The sequence below is a fragment of the Fusicatenibacter sp. genome, assembly GCF_977045365.1.
Genome location: NZ_CDRRUH010000002.1, coordinates 101,061 through 121,542 on the forward strand (window position 1 = coordinate 101,061; position 20,482 = coordinate 121,542).

At 50.8% G+C, this 20,482-nt stretch carries 15 protein-coding genes, 1 CRISPR repeat array and 1 riboswitch; of the genes, 2 read left to right on the forward strand and 13 right to left on the reverse strand.

All coding sequences use genetic code 11. The features are described 5' to 3' along the window. Positions 1-252: 252 nt before the first annotated feature. The 5 genes from codY to sigK form a co-directional block, all read right to left on the reverse strand. Positions 253-1,074 carry a GTP-sensing pleiotropic transcriptional regulator CodY gene (codY, locus tag ACY2VW_RS01250; protein ID WP_461873642.1) on the reverse strand — a complete coding sequence of 274 codons (822 nt, stop codon included), beginning with the start codon at positions 1,072-1,074 and terminating at the stop codon, positions 253-255. Between the two features lie 259 nt (positions 1,075-1,333). Beyond that, positions 1,334-3,415 (reverse strand): type I DNA topoisomerase, encoded by a 2,082-nt coding sequence (gene topA / locus ACY2VW_RS01255; RefSeq protein WP_461876726.1) that lies wholly within the window; start codon positions 3,413-3,415, stop codon positions 1,334-1,336. Between the two features lie 357 nt (positions 3,416-3,772). Further along, positions 3,773-4,642 (reverse strand): DNA-processing protein DprA, encoded by an 870-nt coding sequence (dprA, locus tag ACY2VW_RS01260; RefSeq protein WP_173827200.1) that lies wholly within the window; start codon positions 4,640-4,642, stop codon positions 3,773-3,775. A 3-nt stretch (positions 4,643-4,645) separates the two neighbouring features. Continuing rightward, entirely contained in the window at positions 4,646-6,169 is a 1,524-nt protein-coding gene (locus ACY2VW_RS01265; protein WP_461876727.1) for a YifB family Mg chelatase-like AAA ATPase, read from the reverse strand. 192 nt (positions 6,170-6,361) lie between these two features. Continuing rightward, positions 6,362-6,988, reverse strand: a complete 627-nt coding sequence (gene sigK, locus ACY2VW_RS01270) for an RNA polymerase sporulation sigma factor SigK (protein WP_461873639.1) — start codon at positions 6,986-6,988, stop codon at positions 6,362-6,364. A 136-nt stretch (positions 6,989-7,124) separates the two neighbouring features. Here sigK and ACY2VW_RS01275 point away from each other — a divergent pair, with 136 nt between their 5' ends. Then, entirely contained in the window at positions 7,125-9,176 is a 2,052-nt protein-coding gene (locus tag ACY2VW_RS01275) for a HelD family protein (protein ID WP_461876728.1), read from the forward strand. 58 nt (positions 9,177-9,234) lie between these two features. Here ACY2VW_RS01275 and ACY2VW_RS01280 read toward each other — a convergent pair whose 3' ends face one another. Together ACY2VW_RS01280 and ACY2VW_RS01285 are read right to left on the reverse strand one after the other, a co-directional pair. Further along, positions 9,235-10,779, reverse strand: a complete 1,545-nt coding sequence (locus ACY2VW_RS01280; RefSeq protein ID WP_461876729.1) for an alpha-amylase family glycosyl hydrolase — start codon at positions 10,777-10,779, stop codon at positions 9,235-9,237. A 181-nt stretch (positions 10,780-10,960) separates the two neighbouring features. Beyond that, positions 10,961-11,785, reverse strand: a complete 825-nt coding sequence (locus ACY2VW_RS01285) for a TrmH family RNA methyltransferase (RefSeq protein WP_461876730.1) — start codon at positions 11,783-11,785, stop codon at positions 10,961-10,963. A 324-nt stretch (positions 11,786-12,109) separates the two neighbouring features. Between ACY2VW_RS01285 and ACY2VW_RS01290 the strand changes: the two genes are divergently transcribed. Then, complete coding sequence (locus tag ACY2VW_RS01290) at positions 12,110-12,568, forward strand: DUF2798 domain-containing protein (protein WP_461876731.1); 459 nt, start codon at positions 12,110-12,112, stop codon at positions 12,566-12,568. A gap of 128 nt (positions 12,569-12,696) precedes the next feature. Here the strand turns inward: ACY2VW_RS01290 and ACY2VW_RS01295 are convergent, their stop codons facing one another. The 6 genes from ACY2VW_RS01295 to ACY2VW_RS01320 form a co-directional block, all read right to left on the reverse strand. Continuing rightward, the gene (locus ACY2VW_RS01295; RefSeq protein ID WP_461876732.1) at positions 12,697-13,317 is read right to left on the reverse strand and encodes a hypothetical protein; all 621 of its coding nucleotides are present in this window, start codon (positions 13,315-13,317) and stop codon (positions 12,697-12,699) included. A 111-nt stretch (positions 13,318-13,428) separates the two neighbouring features. Continuing rightward, a complete protein-coding gene (locus ACY2VW_RS01300) occupies positions 13,429-14,733 on the reverse strand; it encodes a sirohydrochlorin cobaltochelatase (protein WP_461876733.1) in 1,305 nt (434 codons plus the stop codon). 294 nt (positions 14,734-15,027) lie between these two features. Further along, a riboswitch (cobalamin riboswitch) is annotated at positions 15,028-15,221 on the reverse strand. Between the two features lie 63 nt (positions 15,222-15,284). Next, entirely contained in the window at positions 15,285-17,012 is a 1,728-nt protein-coding gene (locus ACY2VW_RS01305; RefSeq protein WP_461876737.1) for an amino acid ABC transporter ATP-binding/permease protein, read from the reverse strand. Continuing rightward, a complete protein-coding gene (locus tag ACY2VW_RS01310) occupies positions 17,012-18,751 on the reverse strand; it encodes an ABC transporter ATP-binding protein/permease (RefSeq protein ID WP_461876734.1) in 1,740 nt (579 codons plus the stop codon). The genes ACY2VW_RS01305 and ACY2VW_RS01310 overlap by 1 nt, the downstream gene beginning before the upstream one ends. A gap of 13 nt (positions 18,752-18,764) precedes the next feature. Next, positions 18,765-19,112 carry a nitrous oxide-stimulated promoter family protein gene (locus ACY2VW_RS01315; RefSeq protein WP_461876735.1) on the reverse strand — a complete coding sequence of 116 codons (348 nt, stop codon included), beginning with the start codon at positions 19,110-19,112 and terminating at the stop codon, positions 18,765-18,767. After that, on the reverse strand, positions 19,109-19,513 hold the full coding sequence (locus tag ACY2VW_RS01320; RefSeq protein ID WP_461876736.1) for a YbaN family protein: 405 nt from the start codon (positions 19,511-19,513) through the stop codon (positions 19,109-19,111). The genes ACY2VW_RS01315 and ACY2VW_RS01320 overlap by 4 nt, the downstream gene beginning before the upstream one ends. A gap of 384 nt (positions 19,514-19,897) precedes the next feature. Beyond that, positions 19,898-20,460: direct repeats of the CRISPR family, unit length 32 nt; unit sequence ATTTCAATCCACGCTCCCACGAGGGGAGCGAC. Positions 20,461-20,482: the final 22 nt, after the last annotated feature.

Here is a 20,482-nt window from a genome sequence, read left to right on the forward strand (position 1 = left end):
CTCTTAATTTCTCTTATTTTCTCGTTTTTTCTTATTTTGGCAACTTTTTCATATTTTATACTCTCTTTATAAATTAATGAGGGCTGCGAATGTTACAATTCACAGGGAACCTGGGAATTGTAACATCTAATTATAGTTTATTCCTAAAAACGGGAATGATGCCATTTTCTTCCGCTCCCCGAATGTTTTTTTGCACAAAAAGAAACGGCGCCATCTTTTCACGGCTCCGTTTCTTTTCTGGCTTTCGCTTTTTTATTTTTTCGCCTCATCCGGATGGGCATCGCCCTTTCCTTTCAGGTTCTTTCTTGCTTTGATCTCGTCGAGTTCATCAAAGATATAATCATTTAATACCTTGATATACGTTCCCTTCATACCGCTGGAACGGGACTCGATGACGCCTGCGCTCTCGAATTTGCGGAGGGCATTTACGATGACGGATCTTGTGATGCCGACGCGGTCTGCAATTTTGCTTGCAACCAGAATGCCCTCATCCCCGTTCAGTTCATCAAAGATATGGATGATGGCTTCCAGTTCGGAGAAGGACAGCGTGTTGAATGCGGATTTAACTACCTGAACCTTGCGGTTTTCCTCCACATTTTCCTCGTTGACGGAACGCATCATTTCCAGTCCGACAACGGTTGTGCCGTACTCACTGACGATGATATCGTCGATATCGTACTGCGGGGTGCAGCGGTACATAAATACGGTACCAAGGCGTTCTCCGGCGATCTCGATCGGGCAGATAATTGCGGTGTAGCGCTCTACACCAGACCGCTCAAAGCCGAGGGTCTGTAAATTGACGTTCTCTTTTGTGGAGAGTACGCCGAGGAGACGCTCGTTTAATGCGGCATCGACATAACCGCCCACCTTATCCTCGATCAGCTCCGTAATTTCTTCCACGCCCGGGCAAAGGCTGATGCCCAGCACTTTTCCTTTTTTACTGATCACCAGGATGTTGGAACTTAACGTTTCCATCAGGACTTCACAGATATCGTTGAACACGACCTTCGTTGAGTGATTGTTATGAAGCAGTTTGTTGATTTTTCTGGTTTTATCCAGCAGTTGTACGCTCATGTTCTTCTCCTTTCTTTATTTTCTGCATTTTTTTGGCTTATCCGCCGAAAAAAATGCACACTGATGCCTTTTTCAGACAACCCTTAAAACTAAGCTCATTCTATCATGTAGTTTTCCGGAAATCAATATATTTTTCAGAAAACTATAAATTTTATAAAAATTCATGCTAAATTTTTTCGGATCTTCCTGTTTTTCCGCCGCAATAAGCAAAAAAACGGCCTGCACCAGTTTTTCACCAGTACAGACCGCTTTGTCATTCTCAGTCTTCGTCTTTCTTTTCGCGTGCTTCTACATAGCCGCACTGCTCGTCCGCGCAGACCAGCTTATTGCCTTTTTCCAGCATATAGCCGCCGCACTGCGGGCATTTCCTGGCAGACGGTTTCTGCCAGGACATGAAATCGCATTCCGGATTGTTTTCGCATCCATAATATTTCCGGCCTTTTTTCGTCTTGCGCAGGATCACTTCTTTTCCGCACTTCGGACACGGAACACCGATCTTTTCCAGATACGGCTTCGTGTTCTTGCAGTCCGGGAATCCCGGGCAGGCGAGGAATTTTCCGTGCGGGCCGTATTTCACGACCATGTTGCGGCCGCAGTTCTCGCAGATGACATCCGTCACCTCATCCTCTACCTTAACTTCTTCGAGGTTCTTTTCTGCCTCTGTGACCGCCTCATAGAGATCCGGCCAGAAGTTCTCGACTACTGTCTTCCACGGAACACTTCCATCTCCGACCTTGTCGAGCAGAGCTTCCATCGTTGCCGTAAAGTTGACATCCACGATGCTCGGGAATGCCTCTTTCATCATGTTGTTGACCACCTCGCCGAGCTCTGTCATATAGAGGTTCTTGTTCTCCTTTGCCACGTAGCGGCGGTTGATGATCGTTGTGATGGTCGGCGCGTACGTACTTGGACGGCCGATGCCGAGTTCCTCGAGTGTTTTGACAAGGGAAGCCTCGGTGTAGTGTGCCGGCGGCTGTGTGAAGTGCTGCTGCGGATCCATCTTTTCCAGTGCCAGTTCCGTTCCTGCCTCCAGGCTCCGGACGGCGGCGTTGTTCTCTTTCTTTTCCTCATCCGGATCGGTGTAAACGGACATGAAACCATCAAATGCCAGACGGGAGGAAGCTGCTGTAAAGAGATACCCTCCTGCATTGATCCGTGCGGAAATTGTCTCATAGACGGCCGGCTGCATGCGGCTTGCCACAAAGCGTTTCCAGATCAGCTGATACAGGCGGAACAGATCTCTTGGCAGGGATTCTTTTACCATTACCGGTGTATTCGTCACATCGGTCGGGCGGATGGCCTCGTGCGCATCCTGTGCCTTGCGGTTTTTATTCTCCGTCGTGTCCCCGCTTGCGGTATATTTTGTGCCGTACTGCTCCTGGATAAAGGAACGTGCTGCCGCATCGGCCTCCTCGCTGATTCGCGTGGAATCGGTACGCAGATAGGAAATCAGAGCGATCGTTCCCTTTCCTTTTACTTCCACGCCCTCGTAGAGCTGCTGTGCCAGACGCATCGTCTTCTGCGTGGAGAAGTTCAGCACCTTCGATGCTTCCTGCTGCAGGGTACTCGTGGTGAACGGAAGCGGCGCTTTCTTGGAACGCTCTCCTTTTTTCACTTCGGATACGGTAAAGGTCTCATTTTCCAGTCCCTTTAAGATTTCATCGAGCTGCTTTTTCGTCTCGATCGCCATCTTTTCGCTGCCCTTGCCGTGGAATTTTGCGACGAGCGGTTTCTTCTCGCCCGGAATTTTCAGATCTGCTTCCAGTGTCCAGTATTCTTTCGGAATAAACGCATTGATCTCATCCTCGCGGTCGCCGATGATGCGCAGTGCAACGGACTGCACACGGCCGGCGGAAAGTCCGCGTTTGATTTTCTTCCATAACAATGGGCTGATTTCATAACCTACCATACGGTCGAGGCAGCGGCGCGCCTGCTGCTCGTCCACCAGGTTCATATCAATGTCGCGCGCCTGTTTGATCGACGCTTTGACTGCTGATTTTGTGATCTCGTTGAAGGTGATGCGGCGCATCTTGCTCTCATCGAGATTCAGCGCGATCGACAGATGCCAGGAAATGGCCTCTCCCTCGCGGTCAGGGTCAGTTGCGAGATAAACTTTATCTGCTTTTTTTGCGGCTTTTCGAAGAGATGCCAGAAGCTCTCCTTTTCCGCGGATGGTGATATATTTTGGTTCAAAGTCATGTTCTACATCAATTCCAAGCCGGCTTTTCGGCAGATCGCGCACATGGCCCATGGATGCTGCAACTTCGTAATTCGCCCCGAGATACTTTTTCACCGTCTTGACTTTTGCCGGTGATTCCACTATTACAAGATATTTTGCCACCTCTGATGCCTCCTGAATACATATTTTTATAACTGTCCAGATCTATATTGCGTTTTTCATATCGCATAGTTCTGCATCATTACAAATTTCCAAATTAGCCGTAACTTCCACTGACTATACACCAAAAAGTTTTTTCTTGCAAGTGTTTTCCATTTTTAAAATGTACCATTTTTCGAGGTTTCCCGACAAAATAACAGGATTTTTTCTATTTTTTAACGATTTTTTCCTGATTTTTTTCTTTTCTTTTTCCTTTTTCAGACATGCACGCGGCGCAGAAGAGCCCCCTTTTTTCTTTTTCTTCTATTATAATTGTGCACCGGGCAGAATATCACAAAACCTTTCTTTTCCTCGTCTCTTTTACGATAACGCCATGTACACGCCCGGCGGATTTTCCGCAATAACACCGTCAATTTCGAGTGCCAGCAGAATGCCGGTCAGCTCCTGCAGCGGGATTCCGGTGCTGCCGGCAAGCTGTGCAAGATTCTGCGGTTCTGCCGCGAGTGTTTTCAGAACCATTTCCGCCTCTTTTCCATAGCGCGGACGCGGTGCGGCTCTTTTTGTCCCGGCCTTTTTCACGCCCAGCTCCTCGAGAATCGTTTCGGGTGAAATCGCAATTTCCGCTCCCTGCGCGATCAGGCGGTTGCAGCCGCGGCTTGTCGCATCCGTTGTCCGTCCGGGCAGGGCAAATACCGTTTTTCCCTGCTCCAGCGCGTAGTCCGCCGTAATGAGCGAGCCGCTCTTCTCTTTTGCCTCAATTACCAGAACGACATCTGCCAGCGCACTGATCACGCGGTTGCGGATCGGGAAATGCCACGGAAGCGGCTCTGCGCCCGGCGGAAATTCGCTTAAAACACCGCCTCCGTTTTCCAGCATCCGCCGCATCAGCGGGTAATTCTGTTTCGGATAGCAGATATCCACGCCGCAGCCAAGCACGGCAAACGTCTTTCCCTTTCCGCGCAGTGCCCCCTCGTGCGCCGCCGCGTCGATTCCGCACGCCAGTCCGCTGATCACCGCCACGCCGTTTGCCGCCAGCACCTGCGCGAAAAAGGCCGCCTGGCTCTTTCCGTACGCCGTACACATCCGCGCGCCCACAATCGCCGCTGTTTTCTGCTCATCCGCCGGCAGCGCGCCCCGCACGAAAAGGCGGGACGGCATGTCCGCGAACGGCATAAGCCGCTCCGGATAGCCCTCCTGCCCGCGGCCGACTGTAAAGATTTCCATCGCCATACGTCAGATCCTCCATATACTTTTGTCGGCGCTCCGAAAGCAGATCGCCTCGCTGATATGCGGAACGCCGATTTTGACCGCCCCGTCCAGATCCGCAATTGTCCGCGCGGTGCGGATAATCCCGTGGTAGGAACGCGCGCTGAGGCGCAGGCGGCGGAAGGCATCCTCTAAAAGCTCTTCCGCTGCCTTTTCCAGGATACAGTATTTCTCGATCTGGCCTGCTTTCAGTTCGCTGTTGAAATGAATCGACTCCTGCCGGTAGCGCGCCGCCTGGATTTCCGCCGCTGCCGTCGCTTTTTCCCGCATCTTGGCCGAGGATTCGCACCGCTCCTCGCCGTGCAGATCCTCGTAGGAAAGTGCTTCCACCTGCACGCAGAGATCCATGCGGTCGAGGAACGGCTGGCTGACTCTAGAGAGATACCGGCTGATGTCGCCGGGTGCACAGGTACAGCGCGATAAGTCGGGGTAAAAGCCGCAGGGGCAGGGATTCATTGCCGCCACCATCAGAAATGACGCCGGGAACACATAGTTTCCGCTGACACGGGAAATCACAATCCGGTGCTCCTCGAGCGGCTGGCGCAGGATCTCGATGGTTGTGCGCGTCATCTCCGGGAGTTCATCAAGGAAGAGAACGCCGCGGTGCGCCAGCGTAATTTCGCCCGGGGACGGCTGTTTTCCGCCGCCTGCAAGAGCCTGCGGCGACATCGTGTGATGCGGAGCACGGAAGGGCCGCTCCCGGCGGACACCCTCTCCTTTGGCAAGCATTCCGGCGATGCTGTAGATCCGCGTTACTTCCATCTGCTCCTCCTCAGACATCGGAGGCATGATCGTCGGAATCCGCCTTGCGATCATGGATTTTCCGCTGCCCGGCGGTCCCAGCATCAGCAGATTGTGAAATCCGGCCGCCGCGATGAGCGCCGCCCGCCGCGCGGCTGTCTGCCCCTGCACCTCGGAAAAGTCCGGCTGTTTTCCGTCCTCCTTCTTTTGATTTTCTATAGACGGAAGCGACGGCATTTTCCCTTCACAGCAGTAGTTCAAAAGCTCCTGCAAATTCTGGATTCCAACGACGTGAAGCCCGCCGACCAGACCCCCTTCCACGGCATTTCCGGCCGGAACAAGAAGCGTTGTGCATCCAAGCTCCCGCGCCTTCGCCGCTGCCGGAAATACACCGCTGATCTCCTGCACATGGCCGTCAAGGCCGAGTTCGCCGAGCACCATCGTTTTCCGGAGTGACCCGGGCGGAATCCGGCCGAGCGTCATCAGAACGCCCGCTGCAATCGGAAGATCGAAACGCGATCCTTCTTTTCGGACGTCCGCCGGGGATAAATTAATCGTAATTCGTTTCGGCGGCAGGGAAATTCCCATGTTTTTGAGGGCTGTCCGCACGCGGTCCTGCGCCTCCTTTACCTGGGCACTCACGTAGCCGACCATCGTAAACTGCGGCATGCCGTCACTGACATCCGCCTCCACCTGCACCGGAATCATCTCCATGCCCGATACAGTGGCTGATAATACACTGCAATACAAAGAAAACCTCCTTTTCTGTAGCAGGTCGCAATAGTTCCTATTTATTTTTAATTTCTGGAAAATGTCCGGCGAAACACCGGGAAGATATTATTTTTAATACTTGTTCGAAAAAGTAAGGATAAGGAAACCTTTTTCTGCACCTGATTTCCTTACCCTTTATTATAGAAGCAGTCCGTTTGAAATGTCAAGCATTTACGAAGCGGCAAACCGCAGACGCAGTTTTTCGATCGCATTTTTCTCGATCCGCGACACGTACGAACGGCTGATGCCGAGCCGGGCAGCGACCTGTTTCTGTGTGTATTCTGCTTTTCCGCCAAGGCCGTACCGGAGAAGAAGCACCTGTTTTTCCTGCTCTTTTAATTCCGAATCCAGATAACAGTACAGCCGCACCGCGTCCTCTTTCCGGTTGTACTGTTCCGCGATATCCTCCCCGCCGCTCTCCACAATGTCGAGCAGATGGATCTCATTTCCCTCCTTGTCGGTTCCGATCGGCTCGTAGAGGGAAATCTCCCGTGCCGTTTTCTTTTTGCTCCGAAGATACATCAGCAGCTCATTATCAATACAGCGGGCGGCGTATGCGGCCAGCCGGTTTCCTTTTTTCGAATCATATGTCATCACCGCCTTGATGAGGCCGATCGTTCCAATGGAAATCAGATCGTCGAGATCATCGGGCAGGCCCTGATACTTTTTCACAACGTGCGCGACCAGGCGCAGATTCCGCTCGACCAGAATGTCTCTGGCTTTTGTATCGCCCCTCTGATACGCATCCAGACAGCTTTTTTCTTCCTGTGCAGACAGTGGTTTTAAAAAGGGTTCCAAGAAAAGCGGCACCTCAAAGGGGATTTTTCTTTATTTTATGTTTGAATTGCAGGAAACGTGCCTGTCTGCTATACTGATAAGATCAGCCGGGTTTTCCGGCACTCGACATTATATTTTTAAGAGGAGGTTTCCTTTTATGACAGACCAGAAAAACGGACAGGAATATCTTTCTTTTGTGCTGGAAAAGCTGCAGGCGCGTCTTGCCGAGATCAGTCAGTCTCTGCTGGACGGACAGAAAGAAATTGAAAATATGCACGATTATTACTGGCAGAACTATACCGAGATGGACCAGTACGGATATGAGGATTACGACAATCAGCAGGCGCTGCTGCATCAGGTGAATGCGAATCAGGAGCAGCTTCTTCTGCGGAGCCGCTTCCGGAAAATGCTGGATTCTCCGTTCTTCGGGCGTGTGGATTTCTGCTATGACGGGGATGATGAGCCGGAAATTTTCTATATCGGCATCGGCAATTTTGCGGAGCGGCCGGGCGAGCTGCCGCTGATTTACGACTGGAGAAGCCCGGTCAGCGGTCTTTTCTACGATTTTGACCGCGGGCCGGCTTCCTATCTGGCGCCGGGCGGCAAGATGACAGGGGAAATCTGTTCCAAGTGGCAGTATAAGATCCGGGATGGAAAGATGATTTACGGATTTGAGAGTGATGTGAAAATTGATGATGATATTTTAAAGGCGGAGCTTGGCAGCAACGGCGAGGTACAACTGAAGAATATTATCCGCACAATTCAGAAGGAACAGAATGCGATCATCCGCAATACGAAGGACCGGATTCTGGTAATTCAGGGAGCGGCGGGAAGCGGCAAGACATCGGTGGCGCTGCATCGGATTGCCTACCTTTTGTATCATGACAGACAGAATCTGAAGTCTTCGAATATTCTGATTTTATCGCCGAACGGAGTATTTTCGGATTATATTTCACATATTCTGCCGGAGCTCGGTGAGGAGAATATTCAGGAGATGAGTTTTGATCTCTTTGCTTACCGCAAATTACAGGACACGGCGGCGGACTGTGAGGACCGCTGTGATCAGATTGAGCGGGAGATGCGGGATCCAAAAGCCGCCGAACGGTTTGCTTTAAAACAGTCGCAGGCGTTTGTGGACCAGATGGAGGGATTTGCGCTGGAGCTTGAGGACGAGCTGATGAATTTCTCAGACGTTTCATATAAGTCGTTTGTGAAGTCAGAATCGGAGATTATTACGCTGTTTTATGACAAGTTTGCGGATATTCCGCTGCTCTCGCGGATGGATGCGGTGGCGGAGACGTTTATTGACGAGATCGAGACGCTGCTGAACCGGGATCTGCCGGAGGAGGAGCGGATTCCGCTCATCGAAAAATTCCGGAAGATGTATGAGACGATGGATTTTTATGTTCTCTACAATCGTTTTCTGAAGAAAGAGGGATATCAGATGCTGCCGCGGCGGCCGTTGGAGAAGCGGAAACTGCGGTATGAGGATGTGTATCCGGTTCTGTATCTGAAGTACCGGCTGTCGCGGCAGGCGGAGCGGTCGAATATTAAGCATCTGGTGATTGATGAAATGCAGGATTATTCGCGGCTCCAGTATCTGATGATCCGGCGGATGTTTTCCTGTAAGATGACGATTCTCGGCGACCGGGCGCAGACGATGGCGGATCAGCAGCAGGATGTACTGCAGTTTTTACCGGGGATTTTCGGGAAGGATCTGCGGCGGATTGAGATGCGGAAAAGTTACCGGAATACGGTGGAAATTGCGTCGTATGCGGCAAATCTCATTGGCGTGACGGATCTGGAGCTGTTTGAACGGCACGGAATGCCGGTGTTGGAACGGGATGTCACGGATCTTGAGGCGGCTCTGCGGAAGGCAGTGGATACGCTGTTTCCAGAGGAGAAAACGTATGAGACGGCGGCGGTGATTGTACCGGATGAGAAGACGGCGGAACGGGCTTATTTGATTTTGCGGGAGATTCTGGCGGAAAAAGATTTTGACTGTGAGAAGCGGCTTTCCTGGCTGAACCGTGACAGCTCCAGTTTTAAGAAAGGACTGACGGTTACCACATTTTATCTGGCGAAAGGGCTGGAGTTTGATCAGGTGTTCTCGATTTTCCCGAAGGACGAGAAACGGGAGATGATGATGCAGGCGCAGTATATTGCAGCGACCAGGGCATTGCATGAGCTGAGAGTGTATCATATCTAAAAACAGGGAGATCCTCCGAAAAAATTCGATTGGATCTCCCTGTCATTTTTAATTTCGATCAGATATGATAGAATCCTGCGGACTGTGCCGGGATGGTGATGGTTCCGTCTTTGGATTCTGCTTTTCCTCCGATCGTGTAGAGGACATCCTTCAGCTCTGCACTGTACGGGAAGGACTGCTCTTTGTCGGATGGGTTGATGATGACGAGGACTTTTTCACCCTCAGCCTCACGGACGTATGCCAGCGGATACTGGTTTTTCTCTGCATAAACGAACTCGATGGTTCCGCGGCTTAAGAGTGCTTTGCTGCTCTGGCGGATCTGGATGAGTTTTTTAACTTCGTGGTACAGGGAATCCGGATCGGCCATCTGTGCTTTGGCGGTCGGACGGTCCTTGCCCGGGTCCATGGTGATGTAGAGGTCGCTGGCCGGTGCGCTGGAGAATCCTGCGTTGGTGCTGTCATCCCACTGCATTGGAGAACGGGAACCGGTGCGGTTGTAGCCGCCCTCAACGGATTTCAGGCCTTCGACGTAGCGCATACCGATTTCATCACCGTAGTAGATGAACGGCGCACCTGGCATGGAAAGAAGGAAAGCGAAAGCAATTTTCAGCTCATCCCCCTGCAGACGGCGTGCCAGACGGTCCATATCATGGTTTCCGGACGGGATGCAGATCAGGCCTTTCTGTGCGGTCTTATTGTAGTTGGTTTTGTAGGTCTCTACAAACTCAGAGATATCTCCTTTTCCGCGTTTGGAGAAGAACGGCTCGTCGCAGCGGAACAGATCGTTGTAATGGGACGGTCCAAAGTGAAGCAGGAAGTCCATGTGGAAGCCGCCCTGTAAGGATTTGTCCGGCTCGCCCCACTCGGATACCATGGCTGCATCCGGGAACTCGGCGTCGAGGAATTTCCGTACCTGCTGCCACAGGCGGATGGTTCCTTTGCCTTCCTGATCGTTCTTTACCAGGGAGCCCGCCATATCGACACGGAAGCCGTCGCAGCCCATGTTCAGCCAGAATCTCATGACATCTTCCATCGCTGCCAGCGTTGCCTGCGGTCCCTCATCGTCAAAGGACTGCTGCCACGGTTTTTCCGGGTCCGGCTGATAAAAGCCGTAGTTCAGGGCCGGCTGGTTGGAGAAGAAGTTGATGGCGCAGGCGCCGTCACGCTCGGAAATGCCGCGCAGGCTTCCCATTCCTTCCGGTGCTTCCCATACGTTATTGGTCCATACGTAGCGGTCTGTAAATTCATTGCGGTCAGCTTTCATGGATTCTTTGAACCATGGATGCTCAACGGATGTGTGGCCCGGAACCAGGTCGAGCAGGACGTGCATGTCACGTTTGTGTGCCTCTTCGAAAACTCTCTTCAGATCCTCATTCGTTCCGTAGCGCAGTGCAACGCGGCAGTAATCTGCGACATCGTATCCTGCATCACCGAATGGGGACAGGAAGCACGGGTTGATCCAGATGGCGTTGCAGCCCAGCTCCCTGATGTAGTCTAATTTTTCAATGATACCCTGGAAATCTCCGATTCCGTCGGCGTTGGTGTCGTTGAAGGACTGCGGGTAAATCTCATAAAATACTGCGTTATCTAACCATTTTGACATTTTTTCTTTCCCTCTTTCGCTCTTATTTCTGCTGTGTTTTCGTCGTTGCAGCAAGTATTTCCATATGATATATTACTACTGTATCTGCCAAAATACCAGTAATTTCCTATTTCATTCGTTTTCCTCCTTTTTCCAGCTCAATGCTTCTGCATAATTCATCTCCGGTACCAACGGAACATCTTTATCTTCTTCCCGCCAGCTCCCAGAATGCGACAGCGCTCGCCGCAGCGACGTTCAGTGAATCCACACCGTGTGTCATCGGAATCAGCACGGTTGCATCTGTTTCAGCGATCGTATCACTTGCCAGTCCGTCACCCTCGGTTCCGAGCAGAATGGCGAGCTTTTCATGCGTTTTTAACGACGGATCATCCATCGGAACGGAGTCTTCTTTTAATGCCATCGCAACGGTATAAAATCCAAGTTCCTGCAGTGCAGCAATTCCCTGCTCCGGCCAGTAACTGCCGCCTGGCAGCACGGTCCACGGGACCTGAAAGACATTTCCCATGCTCACGCGGATGGCACGGCGGTACAGCGGATTGCTGCAGCCGGATGTAAGAAGCACGGCATCGATGCCAAGTGCGGCGGCGGAACGGAAAATTGCGCCGACATTCGTCGGGTTCACGACATTTTCCAGAATCGCCACGCGGCGGGCGTTCCGGCAGATTTCCTCCATTGTGGAAAGCGGACGGCGGTGCATCGCGCAGAGCATGCCGCGCGTGAGGGCAAAGCCTGTCAGCTGTTCCAGCACTTTTGTCTCCGCCGTATAGACCGGCGCGTCCGGGTAACGCGCAAAGAGTGCTCCGTTTGCGGCAAGCTCTGCGCTTCCGGCAAGGAATGAAACCGGTTCATAACCGGCATCCAGTGCGCGCTCGATGACACGCGGACTCTCTGCGAGAAAGAGGCCTGGCTGCGGCTCATAATAGTGTAATAACTGCGGTTCCGAAAGGCGCGCATACACGTCGAGTTCCGGCGCCGCAAAGTTTTCGATTTTTCTGATCTCTGACATAGTATTACTTTCCTTTTTATCCTGATTTTCGTCTGTTCTTCTATTGTAACAACCCTGCTCCCATTCCGCAATCCATTCTTTTCCCACCTCGTTCACCCGTGCTGTCAAATTTTCTTATTTATCTGTCTTTTTGAAAAATTTTTAATTTTCTCTTGCCAAACGCCGCCCGGGCATGTATAATAATCAACGGTTCAAAATTACAAATTGCAGAAAAGATTGGTATCAGATTGGAAACGGCACAAGTGCATTGCTTGGTTAACGAACAACACATGTGTCTTTTTTGCGCCCATTTTTCAAAAAACGCAAAGAAAAGGAGAACAATCGATGCCAAAAACAAAATTTCAAAACGTTGTATTCACCCTCATGATGTCCTTTCTGATGGTCTACGCCATGATCTGTTATAACATTTCCATGAACATCGGCGGAATGACGAATCAGGTCTTTCTGATGGCCTTCCACGAAATGATGATCATGTGGCCGGCCGCTTTTATCCTCGAATTTTTCCTCGTGGACAATCTGGCTCACAAACTGGCCTTTTGCATGGTAACACCGCAGGACCGTCCGATCGTGATCACACTGGCCATTTCCATTATGATTATTATCATTATGTGCCCGATTATGAGTTTTATTGCAACGCTTCTGTTTAAAAATGCCGGAAAGGAATTTATCGCTGTCTGGTTCCAGACCACCTTCTTAAACTTCCCGGTTGCTTTCTTCTGGCAGCTCATGTACTGCGGACCATTCATTCGTTTTCTGTTCCGCAGAATGTTTCCGGAAAAATAAATAGGATAATAAAAAATAAGATATCCACAAAGGCGGACCTCTTTTTCCCTTACTTTCCACAATTTCTGTGGATAGAGGGTGCAAAGAAGTCCGCCTTTTGTGGATATCTTTTTTCTTTTCCCTTAAGATTACTCCTGCGGTACCGGATTGGTAACACTTACTACGTGATCATACCATTTTCCTTTTGTTCCGATCAGCGCAACCTGAAAGTCCTCGTCGATGGCCGGTACTGGGATATCGAAGCCGTATACTTCCTCTGTTGTACCATCGGAATACGTTACCTCGTCTGTGGTCGGCTCCAGAAGTTCTGCTCCATCTTCCTGTGCCTCTGCTGCAATTCCTACAAACAGATTAACAATATGAGTAGATGCCAGGCTCACATGAATCGTCATTTTACCGTCTTTTACAGTCAGAACACCTTTTCCATCCTTTGCCTCGTTGACATGGAACATATTGCTGTCTGTCTTAAACTCTGCTGTATAAACACCGTCTGCCAGCTCTGCCTCGCCGTTCTCGTCCGCTGTCGATTCTGCGGAAGTGCTCTCAGCAGAGGAAGAGGATGTCGATGTGCTGCTCTCCGCCTCGGTCTGGGACTCGTCCTGTACGGATGAGGAAGATGCCGATACGGAAGATGTGGATACTGCCGATGCAGAAGAAGATGATGACGATGCATCATTTCCGCCGCATGCGCCGAGCATCGATACGGTCAGTGCTGCTCCAAGAAAAAGAACTGCTAACTTTTTTCTCATAATAAAATTCCTCCTGATATAACCTTTAAAATCCGGCAGCACACTGAGTCTCTTCAGCCGTACTGCCGGATCTTATTTTACTCTATTTTATGTACAGAATACAACCCCTAATTATTCAGCATCGTCCTGAACGCCGTTGCCGTCCATAGCTGCCTGGGTGTGCTGTACATACAGCTGCTCGATGGCGTCGATTCTTCCAAGACCTTCAATCTGAGTGTCGATCTCATCGAATGCACCAGATGCCTCAAACTGGCTCTTCCAGGAATCGTCATCATCGCCTGCCATATCGTTGTTCGCATGGTCACCGGCAACAACCATCAGCGGGCGAAGAACAACTTTCTTGTATCCAGCTGCTTTTACTGCCTCGATCACGTTCTCACAGGAAGTCTCTTCCGGCTCACCCTCAACCGTTCCGATGAAGACATTCTTGTATCCAAGCTCATTCATCTGTGTCTGCATCTGGCTGTAGCTTATTTTTGCAGTGTGGGAAGTACCATGTCCCATGAATACGAATGCAGTGCCGTCTGCTTCTGCTGCATCCAGGCTGTCATAGGAAGAGCTCTCTACTGCCTGTGCAGTGATTGCTTCTGCAACTGCCTTTTTGTCATCGTTGATAACAGTAGCGTCGTCTCCAACCTCGCCAAGCAGCGGCTCTGCGATCGTTACGGACTCGAATTTATCTTTGTAGTTATCAACAGCTTCTTTCAGCTCATCGTACTCAGCACCGTGCATCAGATGAGTCGGCTGTATGATCAGATTCTTAACACCATTGTTTACGGCTCTCTCGAGTGCCTGATCCATGTTGTCGATCTTCTCGTCATCACGGGCCTGTACATGGTTGATGATGATCTGTGCGGTGAATGCACGTCTTACGGACCAGTCCGGATATGCGGTCTGCAGAGCTTTCTCGATTCCTCCGATATCCTCAGCACGGCTGTCGTTGAAGGAAGTACCAAAGCTTACAACCAGAAGCTCGTTCTCGCCGATTTCGTCTCCGTTTAACGGATCATCCTTGGAAGCATCTCCAGTATCTCTTCCGAAGTAATCCGGATCTGCGTTCTCGCCTTCTACGAGTTCTTTCTGTGCGTCGGTCAGGGCATCCCATGCCTCTTTTGCTGCTGCACACTGCTCATCGGTGTTCTCATTTCTTTCCTGTACATAGATTGCATCAATCAGATCTGCCACTTTATCTGCTGCCTCCTGGTCTGCGTCTGCGGATACCTCTTCAGATGCAGAAGATGCGCTTACGCTGCTGCTTGCTGCTGTGGTGTCTTTCTCAGATGCGGAAGATGCACTTACGCTGCTTGTTGCTGTGCTGCCTGCGCTGCTGCTGGATGTGTTGCTGCTTCCGCATGCGCCGAGCATAGATGTTACCATAGCTGCTGAAATTAAAGCGACTACAAGTTTCTTTTTCATTTTTGTTTTCCTCCCATTTGCTGGTATCTTTGCAACAACCAATATCGGGGACGTTTTACATTTCAAACTATGAGAAACACGCTCCGCGAGTTTCTCAAGTTATCGCGGCAGTCGCTAAGGTCTCGTGCAAGCACGGACTTTGGCTCGTTGCCCGCGTAAACAGAAAGAAGCCCTTTCGTTTTTCAACGAGGGGCTTCCAGTATTTTCATCACAAAGAAAACCATTTCACCCGCTGTGGGGCAAATGTCCGCTTTCCTGTTTTGTACTGCCAGTTCCTCGTGGCACGAACGTAACGTTCCTGTACTGCGAAAGGCAGGTCTCCCGGCTCATTGCTTCAGGATTTGACTCCAGCGCATCGGTCTCCTTCCCGGTTTCCCAGTGGATCATTCCTCTGCTTGCAAAATACGGTGACGAGTTCGTGCAGGATTCACACCTGCTTCCCTTTTCACCGGACACGTATGTCCGACACCTTACACATCGATATTTAATTGTCTTTTCTTTAACGACTGTTAGTGTAGCACATCGTCTTTTCTCTGTCAAGTGCTGTAAAATCAGGAAATCCGGCCATTTTCCATTTCATATACCACATCCGCGACGTTCATCGTGGACACTCTGTGCGATACGAGCACAATGGTTTTCTCTTCTGCAGATTCTTTCAGGGATTTCAGAATAATTCCTTCATTTAAGGAATCAAGATTCGATGTCGGCTCGTCCAGCAGGATCATGGATGCGTCATGCAGAAACGCCCGCGCAATGCCGATCCGCTGTTTTTCTCCGCCGGACAGGGTATCGCCGAGTTCTCCGACTTCTGTGTCGTAGCCGTTTGGCAGTGTCATGATGAAATCATGGATGGACGCCTTCTTCGCTGCCTCCATAATTTCTTCCCGCGCCGCGCCGGACTTTGCAATGGCGATGTTGTTCGCAATTGAATCGTGGAACAGGTGTGTCTCCTGCGTCACGTAGCTTTCCATATCGCGCAGATGCTTTGTCGGGATTTTGCGGACATCGGCTCCGTCCACGGAAACGCGCCCCGTCTGGACATCCCAGAAGCGCATCAGAAGTTTTAAGATCGTCGATTTTCCGGAACCGCTCGCGCCGTGGATACCGGTGATTTTTCCCGGTTCCAGTTTCAGCGAATACTGATCCAGAATGATCTCGTCCTCGTATGCAAACGTTACATCCTGTGCCTCAGCTCCCGCAAATGCATGATCATCCGATGCTACATCTCCCGGAATTTCTTCCACCAGCGGCGCTTCCTCGAGAAGGGAAAGCACGCGCTCGCCGCTTGCCAGCGTCTGATTCAGGTTATTCGACAGGCTGGACAGCGCCACGACCGGGCCGAAGGACCCCATCATCGCGATTGTGCAGGTCAGGACTCCCTCAAATCCAATCTCACCTTTCGTGTAGAGATAAATCGTCAGCGCCAGCATGCCGAACGATGCCAGAAGAATCACCATGTTGGTGACCGACCGCTGGGAGCCTTCCATGCGGCTTAAGTTTTCCTGCACAGAAGCCAGTTCTTTTGACCGCTCCGACATCTGCTCTTTCCGCTTTTCGCCCTGTCCGTACTGGATCGTCTCATCAAGGCCGCGCAGGGAATCCAGCACGAAACTGTTCAGCTCGCCAAAGCCGGTCCGGAACTCCATTCCTTTCTGGCTTCCGCGCTTTCCGTTCCACATCGGGGTCACAACGCCGACCGTCAGATACGCCGCAAGTGCAAGCAGCCCTGCCAGAACATGGTATCTTCCAATGAAGCATACCATAATCAGAGAAGTTAATGCTGCAATCGCAATCGGGGAAATCGTATGGGCATAGAACACTTCCAGCAGCTCAATATCTGTTGTGATAATCGAAATCAGATTTCCCTTGTCCCGTCCTTCCAGCTTCGCCGGACAGAGCTTCCGCAAAGCTGCAAACACTTTATGGCGGATGATCGCCAGCAGTTTAAAAGCAATAAAGTGGTTGCAGTACTGCTCCGCATAATGCAGAATGCCGCGCAGCACCGCGATCACGATCATCACCGTGAGTATCGTTTTTACCGGGGTATGTACAAGCCACATGTTTTGCACCGAAAGGCTCGCCCCTGCCGCGCCCGTCAGTAAGCCGTGCACGATGACCTGTCCTGCCAGAATCGTCAGGAAGATCGCACATAAATATCCCATTGTTCCAAGAATAATTGCCGCCATCATAATATGAAGCAATGGCTTCACCAGCCCGATCAGGCTTCCCATAATCCGGAGGGCGCTTCTGCGTTTTGCTGTATTTTTCTTCTCGTTCATCATGCATTCCCCTCCTTTCCATAGTTTTCCAGTACCATCTGGCTGTCGTACAGATGACGGTATGCGCCGTTCTGTTCCATCAGTTCCGCATGCGTTCCACGCTCGCAGATGGTACCGTTTTTCAGGAAATAAATCTGATCTGACTGTACGACGTTCGCAAGGCGGTGGGAAATCAGCAATACCGTTTTCGTCTTTGCGAGTTCATGAATCACATTCATGATCAGCTCTTCACTCTCGACATCAATATTCGATGCGGCCTCATCAAAGATATACACCGCACTGTCGCTCCGAAGCAGCGCCCGCGCAATCACGAGACGCTGGCACTGGCCGCCGGAGAGGTTTCCTGCTTTTTCGAGCAGTTCTGTCTGCAGACCGTTCTGTGTCTGTAAGAATCCAAGCAGATTGACTTTCTGCAGAACCGCCTTCATCTCCTCCTTCGTCGCATCCGGTTTCGCCATGCGCAGGTTCTCTTCTACGGTTCCTTTAAATAAGTAACTGTTGTGGCGGACCAGAACAACGTGCTTCATCAGATCCGTCTCAGCGACTTCCGAGAGCGGCACGCCGCCCAGGGTGATCTTTCCCGCATATCCGCGGTTCTTTGCGGCTAGGATACCTGCAATCGTACTCTTTCCGCAGCCCGATTCCCCGACCAGCGATACAAAACTGCCCGCCGGGAGTGTAAGATCGATGCCTTTTAAGATTTCACGGTCTTCTTCATAGGAAAAATGCACATCTTCCAACACGACATCGAGAGGCCCGTCCGGCAATGTCTGATCGCCCGTCTTTGACTCCGGCAGATCAAGGATTTTGAAAATCTTGTCACTTGCTGCCATGCCGTTCATCGCGATGTGGAAGAATGATCCGAGCAGACGAAGCGGCAGGAAAAACTCGCTCGCCAGCAGCACAATGCAGAGCGTGCCGGACACGGTGAGGTTTCCTTTCAGAAACTCCGATACCGCCACCGCCATACCGACCGCCGCGCCGCCGTACGCTACGATGTCCATCACGCTCGTCGAGTTGAGCTGCATCGTCAGAACCTTCATCGTGATCCGGCGGAAGTTCTGGGATTCCACGTCCATCTCGTCGGCTTTCTGCTGGTCTGCCTGATAAATTTTTAATGTCGTCAGTCCCTGCAGATTTTCAAGGAAGGAATCGCCAAGACCGGTGTAAATGCTCCAGTATTTGTTCAACAGCTTCTTCGCAATCTTCTGCACGACCACAATCGAAATCGGGATCAGCGGCACACAGATCAGAAGAATCACGCTCGCTTTCATGCTCACCCGGCAGAGGATGACAAAAAGTGTGAGCGGTGCAAGCAGGCTGTAAAATAGCTGCGGAAGATACTTTCCAAAGTACGTTTCGAGCTGCTCCACGCCCTCCGTGGATACCTGTACCACCTCCGAGGATGATACCTGTTCGCTGTAGGATGCCCCCAGTTTCAGCATTTTCTCATAAATTTTTTCACGCAGAATCCGTTTCACATCCACACACGCAAGATACGACGACCGCGCACCCATCCGCTCGCAGAAAAAGCGGATCACAACAACAATTGCCAGCGTAAAAACCGTCCGCTTCACAGACGTCGCCGTTACCGCGCCATACACAACCCGCTCCAGCAGATCGGCAATCGTAAACACCGCGATCACCTGCGACAGAAGCGCCGCCCACTGCCACAGAATCGTGTACACGATATACTTTTTCGCGTGGGACAGCAGTCCCACCAGTCTTGTTTTAATCATAAGTACCTCTCTTTTATGCTTTTGCTTTTCGCTTCTCTCTCATGCTGCAGATTAAATGCCAGATAGCTAAAATCGGATGATACAGCAGCATCCGCGGCCCCGAAAACCGCATAACGGCGCGGATCTTTTCCCGCATTTCCGGCTTGTAGCAGTGTACTTTGCAGTTTGCGCAGAATGTTTTCTGTTCCATGAAGGGACATTTCTGGCTCCGCTGTTTTGCATAGTCCGCTAATTTCTGACATTCCGGACACATCCCGCCGGATGCATGCCCCTCTTTTCCATAGTTCTTCCGGCAGTACAGGCGGATCATCTCTTCCACGACGTACTGTTCTTTCTGCCGTTTCTTTTCTACTTTGTTCATTCTGTTTCTCCTAGGATATGATCTTCTGTTTTTACGTTTTTGACCCGCAGGAAGAAATACAAAATATGGCACATCCATACCACGGCAATACAGATTCTTCCGATCGGCACATTCTTCATAGCAAAAAAGCCAATCGCCATCACAGCCGTTACCATCCCGATAATTTTACATTTCGTTCCTACCGTCATCGCCCGATGCTGTACGAAGCTGTCGAGATGCTTCTTATATAGATTGGTCCCGATAAACCAGCTGTGCAGACGTTCCGAACTTTTCGCAAAGCAGAACAGCGTCGCCATATAGAATGGAACTGTCGGCAGAATCGGAAGCACAATACCGATGGTACCAAGTCCCAGACACAGAAAACCGAGTATAATCCAAAATATTTTAAATGAACTCTTCATGATTTTCCTCCTTTCTCACCGAATATTAAATAGAAAAATAGCCGCCCATGGTTCTTGGCGAATACATGAGCGGTTAGTTATCACTTACGCTAGTTATAGATTAACATTGTTTGCCTTTCGTGTCAAACACATTTCACTCCTGAGAGAACACTTTGCACTCGTAGGACAGTATCCTCGCGCATCTCCTTATTTTAACTCCTGCTCCCACGAGGGGAGTGACCATTTCCTTTTTCTTTTCCGGTGACTCGCGTCAAATTTCCATTCTTTCTTCTGCTAAGAGAGCAACGATCGTATCTGATATTGTGCTACCGTATGGCGTATTTCAACCTTTGTTCCCCTAAAGGGAGCGAAGGTTCATAACGCGAATTTCGTCAATGATCCACCATTTCAATCCACACTCCCGCGAGGGGAGCGACTTACCTGATGCTCATTAAATTCAAAATGGGCATATTTCAATCCTCGCTCCCGCGAGGGGAGCGACGATATTCAGGGAGTCGGGATTATACCCAAATATAGATTTCAATCCACGCTCCCATGAGGGGAGCGACCCTGTCGGCACTTAGCTGCATCCATCTGGCACTCATTTCAATCCACGCTCCCACGAGGGGAGCGACAACGCTGACCGTGACCGTGGCGATGCTGTCACTTAATTTCAATCCACGCTCCCACGAGGGGAGCGACACATCTGCTGCCGCAAAGAGAGATTTCGTCCGTATTTCAATCCACGCTCCCACGAGGGGAGCGACTGACTTTCGATGCCGATCGTGATAAGATAAATATCATTTCAATCCACGCTCCCACGAGGGGAGCGACTTCCGGCATTAACGTCTATTATTGTCAACCAGCAATTTCAATCCACGCTCCCACGAGGGGAGCGACCTACCGGACGAACCGATCGCGGCGTAGCTACCGGACATTTCAATCCACGCTCCCACGAGGGGAGCGACTCCATCAGCACGCTGGATGCGT

What these genes read in the sequence shown, in the direction of transcription:
- ACY2VW_RS01285 (WP_461876730.1), bottom strand. Translation starts at nt 11,785, where the DNA reads ATGTCAGAGATCAGAAAAATCGAAAACTTTGCGGCGCCGGAACTCGAC.
- ACY2VW_RS01300 (WP_461876733.1), bottom strand. Translation starts at nt 14,733, where the DNA reads ATGAAAAAGAAACTTGTAGTCGCTTTAATTTCAGCAGCTATGGTAACA.
- codY (WP_461873642.1), bottom strand. Translation starts at nt 1,074, where the DNA reads ATGAGCGTACAACTGCTGGATAAAACCAGAAAAATCAACAAACTGCTT.
- ACY2VW_RS01280 (WP_461876729.1), bottom strand. Translation starts at nt 10,779, where the DNA reads ATGTCAAAATGGTTAGATAACGCAGTATTTTATGAGATTTACCCGCAG.
- dprA (WP_173827200.1), bottom strand. Translation starts at nt 4,642, where the DNA reads ATGGCGATGGAAATCTTTACAGTCGGCCGCGGGCAGGAGGGCTATCCG.
- ACY2VW_RS01315 (WP_461876735.1), bottom strand. Translation starts at nt 19,112, where the DNA reads ATGAACAAAGTAGAAAAGAAACGGCAGAAAGAACAGTACGTCGTGGAA.
- ACY2VW_RS01275 (WP_461876728.1), top strand. Translation starts at nt 7,125, where the DNA reads ATGACAGACCAGAAAAACGGACAGGAATATCTTTCTTTTGTGCTGGAA.
- ACY2VW_RS01305 (WP_461876737.1), bottom strand. Translation starts at nt 17,012, where the DNA reads ATGAACGAGAAGAAAAATACAGCAAAACGCAGAAGCGCCCTCCGGATT.
- ACY2VW_RS01320 (WP_461876736.1), bottom strand. Translation starts at nt 19,513, where the DNA reads ATGAAGAGTTCATTTAAAATATTTTGGATTATACTCGGTTTTCTGTGT.
- ACY2VW_RS01290 (WP_461876731.1), top strand. Translation starts at nt 12,110, where the DNA reads ATGCCAAAAACAAAATTTCAAAACGTTGTATTCACCCTCATGATGTCC.
- ACY2VW_RS01295 (WP_461876732.1), bottom strand. Translation starts at nt 13,317, where the DNA reads ATGAGAAAAAAGTTAGCAGTTCTTTTTCTTGGAGCAGCACTGACCGTA.
- ACY2VW_RS01310 (WP_461876734.1), bottom strand. Translation starts at nt 18,751, where the DNA reads ATGATTAAAACAAGACTGGTGGGACTGCTGTCCCACGCGAAAAAGTAT.